This is a genomic window from Streptomyces sp. NPDC002911 (genome assembly GCF_053591835.1).
Window position 1 is genome coordinate 203,708 of sequence record NZ_JBSFUO010000006.1, and the last position, 12,822, is coordinate 216,529.

The window sequence follows — 12,822 nt, forward strand, 5'->3', positions numbered from 1 at the left end:
CGCCGTACGCTGATGCTCAGCACCGGTGGGGGCCGGTGCCGTTTCAGGGGACGAGACAGTCGGATACGACGCCCGGAGCGGGTGGCGGCCGGCACACGGCGGCGGCCGTGCGCTGGCGGTTCACCGGAGCTCCGGGCGTCGCGTCCGCCGTGGCCCGTCCCCGCCGGGGCCGGCCATGAACGGGCGCCCCAGGAGCTCACACAGCATGGGGGTGTCTGTGGCTCGTATCCGGGTTCTGGTGGTCGACGACCACCGCATCTTTGCCGAGTCCCTGGCGGCGGCTCTCGCCGCCGAACCGGACGTCGACGTGTCCGCTGCGGGCAGTGGCCCCGCCGCGCTGCGGTGTCTGGAGCGCGCGAACGCCGAGGGGCGCCGCTACGACGTGATGCTGGTCGACGCCGAACTGGGCGTTCTCGCCCCGGGCGGCGGCCGGACCGTTCCCGCGCCGCGCGGCGCACCGGACGGCGCATCCGACAGCGCTCCGGTGGACGGCATCTCGCTGGTGGCCGGGGTGCGTGCGGGGCATCCGCACATGCGCACGGTGGTACTCGCCGAGATGGACGACCCGCGCCGGGCCGCGACGGCCCTGCAGGCCGGGGCGTCGGGCTGGGTCGCCAAGGACTGTTCACTGCAGAGGCTGCTGACGGTCATACGGGGCGTGCTGCGTGACGAGACGCATCTGCCGGCCGCCCTGCTGACCGGGGTCCTGCGGGAGCTGACCGCGGCCCGCAAGCACCGCACCGAGAGCGAGCAGCTCGTCGAGTCGCTGACGCCGCGCGAGCGCGAGGTGTTGCGCTGCATGGTGGCGGGCCTGGGCCGCAAGGCGGTCGCGGAGCGGCTCTTCCTGTCCCCGCACACGGTGCGTACCCATATGCAGAACGTGCTGGGGAAGCTGGGTGTGCACTCGACCCTGGCGGCCGTGGCGCTGGCCCGGCGGGCAGGGGTGGGACCGGTCGAGCTAACCGGGGACGTTGTCGAACGGGGCGGTCAGCTGGCGTAGCAGCCCGGCGAGTTCGGACCGCTGCTGACGGGAGAGCTCGCCCAGGATGGCCCGCTCCTGGTCGAGCAGCCCGGCCAGCGACTGGTCGGCCTTGTCGCGGCCCAGGTCGGTCAGCCGGACCAGGACACCACGGCGGTCGCTCGGGTCGGGCAGCCGCTCCACCAGGTTCTTCTTGGTCAGCCGGTCGATGCGGTTCGTCATCGTGCCCGAGGTGACCAGGGTCTGGGTGAGGAGCTGGCCGGGGGAGAGCTGGTACGGGGAACCGGCGCGGCGCAGGGACGTCAGGACGTCGAATTCCCAGGGCTCCAGCTCGTGCTCCGCGAAGGCGATTCTGCGGGCCCGGTCCAGATGCCTGGCCAGGCGGGAGACGCGGCTCAGGACCTCGAGTGGTTCCACGTCGAGGTCGGGGCGCTCGCGGCGCCATGCAGCGACCAGTCGGTCGACCTCGTCCTCCATGTCGATCAGTGTAGAGGGTCCCTCGACATGAAGTCTCTTGAATTCAAGTGTCTTGACATCGAGAGACCTGCTGGTGATCCTGACCGCATGACAGCACCCACCTGGGATCCTCGGCAATACCTCCGCCACGCGGACCACCGCACCCGCCCCTTCCACGACCTCCTGGCCCGGACCGGACCCCTGCCGCACGAACCCGCACCCCGGATCGCCGACCTCGGCTGCGGCGCGGGCAACGCCACCACCCTCCTCGCGGCCCGCTGGCCCGGCGCCCGCATCACCGGCTACGACAGCTCCCCCCGGATGCTCGAACGCGCCCGCGCCCACGCCGGACCTCTCCTCGACTTCACCGAAGCCGACGCCACCACCTGGGCACCCACCGAGACGTACGACCTCATCGTCTCCAATGCCCTGCTCCAATGGGTCCCCGGCCACACCGCCCGTTTCCCCCAGTGGCTGGGCGCCCTCGCCCCCGGCGGCACCCTCGCCTTCCAGGTCCCCGGCAACTTCGACGCCCCCAGCCACACCCTCATGCGTGAACTCGCCGGATCCTCCCGCTGGCACGACCGCCTCGGCGGCCTCCTGCGCCACGGCGACGCCGTGCACACGCCCGCCGACTACCTGGAACACCTCACCGCGCCCGGTCGCACCGTCGACGTATGGGAGAGCACCTACCTGCACCTGCTCCAGGGCGAGGACCCCGTCCTCGACTGGGTCAAGGGCACCGGCCTCCGCCCCCCTCCTCGACGCCCTCGCCGAGGACCCGGAGGCCCAGGAGGCCTTCCTCACCGAATACCGGGACCTGCTGCGCACCGCCTACCCGGCCGGCCCGCACGGCACGGTCTTCCCGTTCCGCAGGATCTTCGCCGTCACCATGACCGCGGGGTGAACGTCCCGGCGGGGCGTCACAGCGCGTCGAGGGCTTCCGCCGAGATGTCGAGGTCGACGGGGAACGGCACACCCGTCTTGAGCCGGTCGTGATGGATGCCCGTCAGCGCGTACGCCTTCGTCACCGGATCCAGCTCGTAGACCCGCACCACCGGGTGCCGGTCGGTGCCGGTCATCTCGACCAGCCAGAAGTGCTCGATTCCTGCGATGGCGTACTTGTGTGGCTTGGTCTCGCGGTCCCGGGCCTCGGAGTCGGGTGAGACCACCTCGACGGCGAGAACCATGTCCGCCGCCTCGAAACGGGTGAGCTCCCGCCCGGTGACCGCTTCCGCCCGGACGACGCAGACATCCGGCTCGGGGGCGTTGCGCCGGTCGAGGACCACGGTCATTTCACGGCGTGCCTTCAGCTCGGGCGGCGCGCTGCGGCGGAGCCCGGCCGTCAGAAGGTCGATGATCGTGCTGTGGAAATCTCGCTGCGGACCCACCAAGACCAGGCTCCCGTCGAGCAATTCCGTGTGCGGCGGGAGATCGGGCAGCGTGAACAGGTCGTCTACGGTGTATCCGTCCTGCGGGGGCGCCGGCCAGCCGCTGCTGTGCCCGGTGATCGGCTCGGCGGTCATGGTTCCTCCCATGGACGGGATTCTGGTCCTGCCCCACCACAGTAAGGTCCGGTTCGCGGCTCCGTCATCACAACGAGTGATCACGCGCGCACCGCGGCAGGGATCAGCTCTTCCGGTGGCCTATCAGCCGCGGCTTCGACTCCAGGTTCTCCAGCCCGTGCCACGCCAGATTCACCAGATGGGCCGCGACCTCGGCCTTCTTCGGCTTTCGCACGTCCAGCCACCACTGGCCGGTCAGCGCCACCATCCCGACCAGGGCCTGCGCGTACAGCGGGGCCAGCTTCGGGTCGAAGCCCCGGGCCTTGAACTCCAGGCCCAGGATGTCCTCGACCTGCGTCGCGATGTCGCTGATCAGCGACGCGAAGGTGCCCGTGGACTGGGCGACCGGGGAGTCACGGACCAGGATCCGGAAACCGTCCGTATACGTCTCGATGTAGTCGAGCAGCGCGAACGCCGCCTGTTCCAGCAGCTCACGCGGATGACCCGCCGTGAGCGCCCCCGTCACCAGGTCCAGCAACTGGCGCATCTCACGGTCGACCACCACGGCGTACAGACCCTCCTTGCCGCCGAAGTGCTCGTACACCACCGGCTTGGAGACCCCGGCGCGCGCCGCGATCTCCTCCACCGAGGTGCCCTCGAAGCCCTTGTCGGCGAACAGGGCGCGGCCGATGTCCAGGAGTTGCTCGCGGCGCTCCTTGCCCGTCATCCGGACCCGCCGAGCCCGTCGCGTGGGGGCAGGCGTGCTCTTCTCGCCGCTGGTGCTTCCGTCGGTCGCCACGTCGTCAATCATGCAGGGTCGGCGGCCGGAGGCTTGCGCCGGGAGGCGATACGCGTGGCATCGGGCCACCGCACGTCGTGGGCCCAGCCCAGCTTCTCGAACCAGCGGATCAGCCGGGCGCTGGAATCGATCTGCCCCCTCATCACTCCGTGCCGCGCACTCGTCGGGTCCGCATGGTGCAGGTTGTGCCAGGACTCGCCGCACGAGAGCACCGCCAGCCACCACACGTTCCCGGACCTGTCGCGGGACTTGAAGGGCCGCTTGCCGACCGCGTGACAGATCGAGTTGATCGACCACGTCACGTGGTGCAGCAGTGCGACACGGACCAGCGAACCCCAGAAGAAGGCGGTGAACGCACCCCACCACGACAGGGTGACCAGGCCGCCGACCAGCGGCGGAATCGCCAGCGAGAGGATCGTGAAGCTGAGGAAGTGACGCGAGATCGCTCGCATCGCCGGGTCTCTGACCAGGTCCGGGGCGTACTTCTGCTGCGGCGTCTGCTCCTCGTTGAACATCCAGCCGATGTGGGCCCACCACAGGCCCTTCAGCAGCGCCGGAAGGTCGTCACCGAACCGCCACGGCGAATGAGGGTCGCCCTCGGCGTCGGAGAACCGGTGGTGCTTGCGGTGGTCGGCCACCCAGCGCACCAGCGGACCCTCCACCGCCATGGAGCCGGCGACGGCCAGGGCGACACGGAGCGGACGCTTCGCCTTGAACGAGCCGTGCGTGAAGTAGCGGTGGAATCCGATCGTCACGCCGTGGCAGCCCCAGTAGTACATGGCGACCAGCAGGCCCAGGTCGAGCCAGCTGACACCACGGCCCCAGGCCAGCGGCACAGCCGCGACCAGGGCCGCGAACGGCACCACGATGAACAGCAGCAGCGCGACCTGTTCGACCGAACGTTTCTTGTCGCCGCCGAGCGTGGCGGAGGGGGTTGCGGGGTCGCCTGCCGTCGGCGGCAGGCCGTCGTCGATCACATCGGGGCTTGTGGGCATTGGGGAGTCCCCTGTGAGGTGAGGAAATATGACGGTATGAGCGGGCTACGCTTCCGTAACCTACGGCAACGTAAGTATGACAGCGAAGAAGGCCGCGGCACGCGCGCGCCGCCGCCGCAGCCCCGCCGCGACGGGGCCCGTACCCCCCGCCTACCCCGGATCCGGACCACCCCGCAGGGCAACGAGCACGCCGAACCCCCGGACACCTATCCTGGGAGCGTCGGACAGCGCGGTCCGCACTCTGCACATCCGGGGTGACCCGTCAGCACCGCGAGCGCCCCGGCCCCCCTGACAGACGTGCTCAACCACTGCAAGGAGCCGCACACTGTGAGCAGTGCCGACCAGACCCCTGCCGCCAACACCGAACTGCGGGCCGACATCCGCCGCCTCGGCGACCTGCTGGGCGAGACCCTCGTACGCCAGGAAGGCCAGGACCTCCTCGACCTCGTCGAACGAGTCCGCGCCCTGACCCGCACCGACGGCGAGGCAGCGGCCGAGCTCCTCGGCGACACGGACCTGGAGACCGCCGCACAGCTCGTGCGCGCCTTCTCCACCTACTTCCACCTCGCCAACGTCACCGAGCAGGTCCACCGCGCCCACGAGATGCGCGACCGCCGGGCCGCCGAAGGCGGGCTCCTCGCCCGCACCGCCGACCGCCTCAAGGACGCCGACCCCGAACACCTGCGCGAGACGGTCAAGAACCTCAACGTACGGCCCGTCTTCACCGCGCACCCCACGGAAGCCGCACGGCGCTCCGTGCTCAACAAGCTCCGCCGCATCGCCGAGCTGCTCGAAACCCCCGTCATCGAGGCCGACCGCCGGCGCCACGACCTCCGGCTCGCCGAGAACATCGACCTCATCTGGCAGACCGACGAGCTCCGCGTCGTGCGCCCCGAGCCCGCCGACGAAGCCCGCAACGCCATCTACTACCTCGACGAACTCCACGCCAACGCCGTCGGCGACGTCCTCGAGGACCTCGCCGCCGAACTGGAACGCGTCGGCGTCGAACTCCCCGCCGGCACCCGGCCCCTCACTTTCGGCACCTGGATCGGCGGAGACCGCGACGGCAACCCCAACGTGACGCCCGCCGTCACCTGGGACGTGCTCATCCTCCAGCACGAGCACGGCATCACCGACGCCCTCGAACTCGTCGACTACCTGCGCGGACTCCTCTCCAACTCCATCCGCTACACCGGAGCCACCGACGAGCTCCTCACCTCCCTCCAGACCGACCTGGAGCGACTGCCGGAGATCAGCCCCCGCTACAAGCGGCTGAACGCCGAAGAGCCCTACCGGCTCAAGGCCACCTGCATCCGCCAGAAGCTCGTCAACACCCGCGAGCGCCTCGCCACCGGCACCCCTCACCGCCCCGGCTGCGACTACCTCGGCACCGCCGAGCTCATCGCCGACCTGGCCCTGATCCAGGCCTCCCTGCGCGAGCACCGCGGCGGACTCTTCGCCGACGGCCGTATGGACCGCACCATCCGCACGCTCTCCGCGTTCGGCCTCCAGCTCGCCACCATGGACGTCCGCGAACACGCCGACGCCCACCACCACGCCCTCGGCCAGCTCTTCGACCGCCTCGGCGAGGAGTCCTGGCGCTACGCCGACATGCCCCGCGACTACCGGCAGAAGCTCCTCGCCAAGGAACTCCGCTCCCGCCGTCCCCTCGCCCCCACCCCGGCCCCTCTCGACGCCGCCGGCGAGAAGACCCTCGGTGTCTTCCACACCATCAAGCAGGCCTTCGAACGTTTCGGCCCCGAAGTCATCGAGTCCTACATCATCTCGATGTGCCAGGGCGCCGACGACGTCTTCGCCGCAGCCGTCCTCGCCCGCGAAGCCGGACTCGTCGACCTCCACGGCGGCTGGGCCAAGATCGGCATCGTCCCGCTCCTCGAGACCACCGACGAGCTCCGCGCGGCCGACGTCATCCTCGACGAAATGCTCGCCGACCCCTCCTACCGCCGCCTCGTCTCACTCCGCGGCGACGTCCAGGAGGTCATGCTCGGATACTCCGACTCCTCCAAGTTCGGCGGCATCACCACCTCCCAGTGGGAGATCCACCGAGCCCAGCGCCGGCTCCGGGACGTGGCCCACCGCTACGGTGTGCGCCTGCGCCTCTTCCACGGCCGCGGCGGCACCGTCGGCCGAGGCGGCGGCCCCTCCCACGACGCGATCCTCGCCCAGCCGTGGGGAACGCTCGAAGGCGAGATCAAGGTGACCGAGCAGGGGGAGGTCATCTCCGACAAGTACCTCATCCCGGCGCTGGCACGGGAGAACCTGGAGCTGACCGTCGCGGCCACCCTCCAGGCCTCCGCCCTGCACACGGCACCCCGACAGTCCGACGAGGCACTGGCCCGCTGGGACGCGGCCATGGACACCGTCTCGGACGCCGCCCACGCGGCCTACCGCAAGCTGGTCGAGGACCCCGACCTGCCGACGTACTTCCTCGCCTCCACCCCGGTGGACCAGCTCGCCGACCTGCACCTGGGCTCGCGGCCCTCCCGCCGCCCCGGCTCGGGCGTCTCGCTCGACGGCCTGCGCGCCATCCCGTGGGTCTTCGGCTGGACCCAGTCACGCCAGATCGTCCCCGGCTGGTTCGGCGTCGGCTCCGGCCTCAAGGCACTGCGCGAAGCCGGTCTCGACACCGTGCTGGAAGAAATGCACGGACAGTGGCACTTCTTCCAGAACTTCCTCTCCAACGTCGAGATGACCCTCGCCAAGACCGACCTGCGCATCGCCCGGCACTACGTCGACACTCTCGTCCCCGACGAGCTCAAGCACGTCTTCGACGTCATCCAGGCCGAGCACGCGCTCACCGTGCAGGAAGTCCTCAAGGTCACCGGCGGCAAGGAACTCCTCGGCACCAACCCGGTGCTGCAGCAGACCTTCGCCATCCGTGACGCCTACCTGGACCCGATCTCCTACCTCCAGGTGTCCCTGCTCTCCCGCCAGCGTCAGGCGGCCGAGCGCGGCGAGGAAGCCGACCCGCTGCTCGCCCGCGCCCTGCTGCTGACCGTCAACGGCGTCGCCGCCGGACTCCGTAACACCGGCTGACCCGTACCGGAGTGACCGGGTGCGGTCCCGTCAGAGGGCGACGAACGTCGCCGTCAGCAGGACCGCACCCGCGATCCCCGCACCCCACGCCGTCCGGGTCAGCCGCATGCCGCCGCCGATCAGCAGCGCGGCCAGCACCAGCGCACCACCCAACGGCACCCAGGCATGCAGGAAGCCCGGCGTTCCGGTACGTACGACCTCACCGGTGCCGGGCTTCAACACGACGGGGAAACGGGCCCCCTTCTTCACCGCCACGGACCGCTGGATCGTCACGGCGGACCGGTCCCGCGACTCCGCGTCGGCCGCGAACGACCCCGTGCACACGTCCTCACCGCACGTCGTCACCGCCATCGTCCCGTGCTCACGGCCCTTGGCAAGAACGATGTGATGCGCGCTGTTCCACGACGACCACACGCCCGCGACCAGCAGCAACAGGACGACACAGCCCGCGGCGAACATACGGCCATGGGCCAGCAGCCGGTGGGACGAACTCCGTTTCATGGGGGCCGATCCTTGGGCAGAGTCCTGCCCTCGGTCAACCTGTGGCCGGAAATGGCCCAGAAAGCAGCAGGAATGTCAGGAGTTGTACGAGGACTGGGCCCGCTCCAGCCCGTCCGCCAGCAGCGACTCCACCGAATCCGCCGCCCGGTCGACCAGGTACGCAAGCTCCTTGCGCTCCGTACCCGAGAAATCCTTCAGCACGAAGTCCGCGACCTGCATCCGCCCCGGCGGCCGGCCGATCCCGAACCGCACCCGGTGATAGTCCGGACCCATCGCCTTCGTCATCGACTTCAACCCGTTGTGCCCGTTGTCGCCACCGCCTGACTTCAGCCGCAGCATGCCGAAATCGATGTCCAGCTCGTCATGCACCGCCACGATGTGATCCAGGGGCACCTTGTAGAAGTCACGCAAGGCCGTGACGGGCCCACCGGACAGATTCATGTACGACATCGGCTTCGCCAGCACCACCCGCCGGCTCCCAGGTCCGGGCGGGCCGATCCGCCCCTCCAGCACCTGTGCCTGCGCCTTCTGCGCCCGCTTGAACTTCCCTCCGATCCGCTCTGCCAGGAGGTCGGCGACCATGAACCCGACGTTGTGCCGGTTCGCCGCGTGATCAGGGCCGGGATTGCCGAGGCCCACGATCAGCCAGGGGTCGGTGACGTCGGACATCTGCGCTCGGTCTCCTCGCGTACGAACCAGTGGTGACAGGGAAACGGGGTGGCGGATTCCCCGGAAGGGAACCGCCACCCCGTCAGTGAAGCAGGTGGGGCGAGGATCAGGCCTCGGCGGAAGCCTCCTCGGCGGGGGCCTCCTCGACCTGCGCGGAGACGACCTGGAGCACGACGGCGTCCTCGTCACCGGCGAGCACGGAGCCGGAGGGCAGCGGGACGTCCTTGGCCAGGATCGAGTCACCGGCGTCCAGACCCGCGATCGAGACCGTGACGGACTCCGGGATGTGGGTGGCCTCGGCCTCGACGAGCAGGGTGTTCTGCACGTACTCGAGGAGGTTGCCGCCCGGGGCCAGCTCGCCCTCGACGTGCACCGCGATCTCGACCTCGACCTTCTCGCCGCGCTTCACGGTGAGGAGGTCGACGTGCTCGATGTTGCCCTTGATCGCGTTGCGCTGCACGGCCTTCGGGATCACCAGGGCGTCCTTGCCGTCGATCTCGAGGCCGATCAGGACGTTGGCGGTACGCAGGGCGAGAAGCAGGTCGTGGCCCGGCAGGTTGATGTGCACCGGCTCAGCACCGTGGCCGTAGACGACCCCGGGAACCAGGTTGGCACGGCGGGTACGACGGGCAGCGCCCTTGCCGAACTCCGTACGGACCGTTGCGTCGAGCTTGATCTCAGCCATGCTGCACTCCTCGTAAGGTGACGAAAAACCGATGGTCACCCGGCCCACGACAGGCCTGCTACGAAGAGCGCGTCGATAACGGACCACCGGCCCCGTGCCTGCGCACGAGAACGGCCTCCCTCGCCGAGCAACTTGTCCAGTCTACCCGGCGGGGAGGCCGCACCCAAAGTGGATCACCCGCAGGCGGTCCGCAGGCGGTCAGTCGCCCTGCTCCTCGAAGAGACTCGTCACCGAACCGTCCTCGAAGACCTCCCGCACGGCGCGTGCGATGGTCGGGGCGATCGAGAGAACCGTGATCTTGTCGATCTCCAGCTCACCCGGTGTCGGCAGGGTGTCCGTGAAGACGAACTCGCTGACCTTGGAGTTCTTCAGACGGTCCGCGGCGGGGCCCGAGAGGACACCGTGGGTCGCCGTCACTATGACGTCTTCGGCACCGTGCGCGAAGAGGGCGTCCGCGGCCGCGCAGATGGTGCCACCCGTGTCGATCATGTCGTCGACCAGGACGCAGACCCGGCCCTCGACGTTGCCCACGACCTCGTGGACACTGACCTGGTTCGGGACGTCCTTGTCGCGGCGCTTGTGAACGATCGCCAGCGGGGCGTCCAGACGGTCGCACCAGCGGTCGGCGACGCGCACCCGGCCGGCGTCCGGAGAGACGATCGTCAGCTTCGAGCGGTCGACCTTCGCACCGACGTAGTCGGCCAGGATCGGCAGCGCGAACAGGTGGTCCACCGGGCCGTCGAAGAAGCCCTGGATCTGGTCGGTGTGCAGATCGACGGTGAGGATGCGGTCCGCGCCCGCCGTCTTCATCAGGTCTGCGACCATACGCGCGGAGATCGGCTCACGACCACGGTGCTTCTTGTCCTGACGGGCATACCCGTAGAACGGCACGATCACCGTGATCGACCGCGCCGACGCGCGCTTCAGCGCGTCCAGCATGATCAGCTGCTCCATGATCCACTTGTTGATCGGAGCCGTGTGGCTCTGGATCAGGAAGCAGTCGGCGCCGCGAGCGGACTCCTGGAAACGTACGTAGATCTCCCCGTTGGCGAAATCGAAGGCCTTCGTCGGCACGAGACCGACACCCAGTTGATGTGCGACCTCCTCGGCCAGCTCGGGGTGGGCGCGGCCGGAGAAGAGCATCAGCTTCTTCTCGCCGGTCGTCTTGATCCCGGTCACAGCACAGTCTCCTCAGACGTGTATCTGGCACCGCGCGCATGTGTCCCGATGTGCGACGAGCCAGCCGAAATGGGTGAGCATCTATCACGGTACGCCGAGTCCGGCGCGCCTGTTTCCGGTCAGCTTTCGCCGTCGGGCTCCTGCACAGCGGCCTGAGCCGCCTGCGCAGCCGCGCTGCCAGGACGCTTCCGAGCCACCCAGCCCTCGATATTCCGCTGCTGGCCCCGGGCCACGGCCAGTGAACCGGCAGGTACGTCCTTGGTGATGACCGAACCGGCAGCGGTGTAAACGCCGTCCCCGACCGTGACAGGCGCCACAAACATATTGTCCGACCCGGTCCGGCAGTGCGACCCGATCGTCGTGTGGTGCTTGGCCACCCCGTCGTAGTTCACGAACACGCTCGCCGCACCGATGTTGGTGTGGTCACCGATCGTCGCGTCCCCGACGTAACTCAGGTGCGGCACCTTCGTGCCCTCGCCGATCGTCGCGTTCTTCATCTCGACGTACGTACCCGCCTTGGACTTCGCGCCCAGCCTGGTCCCCGGCCGGAGATACGCGAAGGGCCCCACGGACGCGCCGGGGCCCACCACGGCGCTGTCCGAAACCGTGTTGTCCACCCGGGCGCCCGCGTGCACGACCGTGTCCTTCAACCGCGAGTTCGGACCCACCTCGGCGTCTTCCGCGAGGTGCGTCGAGCCCAGCAGCTGGGTTCCCGGGTGCACGACCGCGTCACGCTCGTACGTCACCGTCGCGTCGATCAGCGTCGACGCCGGGTCCACGACCGTCACGCCCGCCAGCATCGCTCGCCGGAGGAGCCGCTCGTTGAACAGGCGGCGGGCCTCGGCCAGCTGGAGCCGGTTGTTGATACCCAGGATCTCCCGGTGGTCGCCGGCTACCGAGGCGCCCACCCGGTGCCCGGCCTCGCGCAGGATCGACAGCACATCGGTGAGGTACTCCTCGCCCTGGCTGTTGTCCGTACGCACCTTGCCGAGCGCGTCGCCGAGCAGTCGGCCGTCGAACGCGAAGACCCCGGAGTTGATCTCGCGGATGGCGCGCTGCGCGACGGTGGCGTCCTTGTGCTCGACGATCCCGGTGACCGCTCCGGTGGCCGCGTCTCGGACGATCCGGCCGTAGCCGGTCGAGTCCGGGACCTCGGCGGTCAGCACGGTGACGGCGTTCGCGTCGGCGGCGTGGGTCGTGGCGAGGGCGGAGAGGGTCTCGCCGGAGAGCAGCGGGGTGTCCCCGCAGACGACGATCACGGTGCCGTCGACGGTGCCGCCGAGCTCCTCCAGGCCCGTCCGGACCGCGTGGCCGGTGCCGTTCTGCTCGGCCTGGTAGGCCGTCCGTACGGGGGTGCCCCCGGCGGAGAGGTGTGCGGTGACCTGCTCGCCGGCGTGGCCGACCACGACGACGAGGTGCTCGGGGTCGAGCTCGCGGGAGGCGGCGACGACATGTCCGACGAGCGAGCGGCCGGAGATCTCGTGCAGGACCTTGGGGGTCTTCGACTTCATGCGGGTGCCCTCACCCGCTGCGAGGACGACGACGGCTGCCGGGCTGTTGGCGCTCACGGATGTGCCCTTCGGCTTCGGGTGGTGGACATCCGCAGGATACCGGGGGCGTTTATGCCCGAAACGAGCGCGGGCCCCGACCGTGAGGTCGGGGCCCGCGCGTACAGCTCCCCCACCAGGACTTGAACCCGGACAAATAGCACCAAAAGCTACTGTGCTGCCAATTACACCATGGGGGAATAAAGCGGACATTACTTCATTCCGCTCGATTGGCACCCAACACTATGCCGTACCGAGCGCCTTCCGCGCGACGGCGGAGCTCGGCGCTCTTGCTGACGCAGGTCGACAGGCGGCCGCGATATGCCTCGTTCGTGTTCTTTCGCGCGGTGATGGGGCTGTGCTTCTCGAGAGTCGGGATCGCTGTCGCTGATGCGGACGTCCGGGTCGCAAGAGGGCTCGGTTCACCGGATTGTGTGATCTACGTATGTT

Annotated in this window: 11 protein-coding genes, 1 tRNA gene and 1 pseudogene; 3 read left to right on the top strand and 10 right to left on the bottom strand. The window is 69.4% G+C overall.

Going from position 1 to position 12,822, the window contains the following annotated elements; all coding sequences use genetic code 11:
• The first annotated feature begins 205 nt into the window (after nucleotides 1-205).
• Entirely contained in the window at nucleotides 206-1,000 is a 795-nt protein-coding gene (locus ACWD04_RS12405) for a LuxR C-terminal-related transcriptional regulator (RefSeq protein WP_451130912.1), read from the top strand.
• Here ACWD04_RS12405 and ACWD04_RS12410 read toward each other — a convergent pair.
• Complete coding sequence (locus tag ACWD04_RS12410; protein ID WP_451130914.1) at nucleotides 959-1,456, bottom strand: MarR family winged helix-turn-helix transcriptional regulator; 498 nt, start codon at nucleotides 1,454-1,456, stop codon at nucleotides 959-961. The genes ACWD04_RS12405 and ACWD04_RS12410 overlap by 42 nt on opposite strands.
• A gap of 87 nt (nucleotides 1,457-1,543) precedes the next feature.
• Here ACWD04_RS12410 and ACWD04_RS12415 point away from each other — a divergent pair.
• Nucleotides 1,544-2,342 (top strand): annotated as a pseudogene (locus ACWD04_RS12415) (trans-aconitate 2-methyltransferase).
• A 16-nt stretch (nucleotides 2,343-2,358) separates the two neighbouring features.
• Here ACWD04_RS12415 and ACWD04_RS12420 read toward each other — a convergent pair.
• The 3 genes from ACWD04_RS12420 to ACWD04_RS12430 all read right to left on the bottom strand — a co-directional run bounded on the left by ACWD04_RS12420 (nucleotide 2,359) and on the right by ACWD04_RS12430 (nucleotide 4,734).
• Nucleotides 2,359-2,961 carry a Uma2 family endonuclease gene (locus ACWD04_RS12420; protein ID WP_451131132.1) on the bottom strand — a complete coding sequence of 201 codons (603 nt, stop codon included), beginning with the start codon at nucleotides 2,959-2,961 and terminating at the stop codon, nucleotides 2,359-2,361.
• 103 nt (nucleotides 2,962-3,064) lie between these two features.
• Nucleotides 3,065-3,751, bottom strand: coding sequence for a TetR family transcriptional regulator (locus ACWD04_RS12425; protein ID WP_387384270.1), 687 nt, complete (start codon nucleotides 3,749-3,751; stop codon nucleotides 3,065-3,067).
• Nucleotides 3,748-4,734 (bottom strand): acyl-CoA desaturase, encoded by a 987-nt coding sequence (locus ACWD04_RS12430; protein ID WP_451130917.1) that lies wholly within the window; start codon nucleotides 4,732-4,734, stop codon nucleotides 3,748-3,750. The genes ACWD04_RS12425 and ACWD04_RS12430 overlap by 4 nt, the downstream gene beginning before the upstream one ends.
• Before the next feature lie 327 nt (nucleotides 4,735-5,061).
• On the opposite strand from ACWD04_RS12430, the gene ppc reads away from it, so the two are divergent.
• A complete protein-coding gene (gene ppc, locus ACWD04_RS12435; RefSeq protein WP_451130919.1) occupies nucleotides 5,062-7,791 on the top strand; it encodes a phosphoenolpyruvate carboxylase in 2,730 nt (909 codons plus the stop codon).
• Between the two features lie 30 nt (nucleotides 7,792-7,821).
• On the opposite strand, the gene ACWD04_RS12440 is transcribed toward ppc, so the two are convergent.
• From ACWD04_RS12440 to ACWD04_RS12465, 6 genes are all read right to left on the bottom strand, one after another.
• A complete protein-coding gene (locus ACWD04_RS12440; protein ID WP_451130921.1) occupies nucleotides 7,822-8,292 on the bottom strand; it encodes a hypothetical protein in 471 nt (156 codons plus the stop codon).
• 75 nt (nucleotides 8,293-8,367) lie between these two features.
• A complete protein-coding gene (gene pth, locus ACWD04_RS12445; protein WP_451130923.1) occupies nucleotides 8,368-8,961 on the bottom strand; it encodes an aminoacyl-tRNA hydrolase in 594 nt (197 codons plus the stop codon).
• A 106-nt stretch (nucleotides 8,962-9,067) separates the two neighbouring features.
• Nucleotides 9,068-9,646: a 50S ribosomal protein L25/general stress protein Ctc gene (locus ACWD04_RS12450; RefSeq protein ID WP_451130925.1), complete on the bottom strand. Its 579-nt coding sequence runs from the start codon at nucleotides 9,644-9,646 to the stop codon at nucleotides 9,068-9,070.
• A gap of 198 nt (nucleotides 9,647-9,844) precedes the next feature.
• Complete coding sequence (locus ACWD04_RS12455; RefSeq protein WP_358679018.1) at nucleotides 9,845-10,825, bottom strand: ribose-phosphate diphosphokinase; 981 nt, start codon at nucleotides 10,823-10,825, stop codon at nucleotides 9,845-9,847.
• Between the two features lie 119 nt (nucleotides 10,826-10,944).
• Entirely contained in the window at nucleotides 10,945-12,393 is a 1,449-nt protein-coding gene (gene glmU, locus ACWD04_RS12460) for a bifunctional UDP-N-acetylglucosamine diphosphorylase/glucosamine-1-phosphate N-acetyltransferase GlmU (protein WP_451130927.1), read from the bottom strand.
• A 107-nt stretch (nucleotides 12,394-12,500) separates the two neighbouring features.
• Nucleotides 12,501-12,572, bottom strand: a tRNA-Gln gene (locus ACWD04_RS12465).
• Nucleotides 12,573-12,822 lie beyond the last annotated feature (250 nt).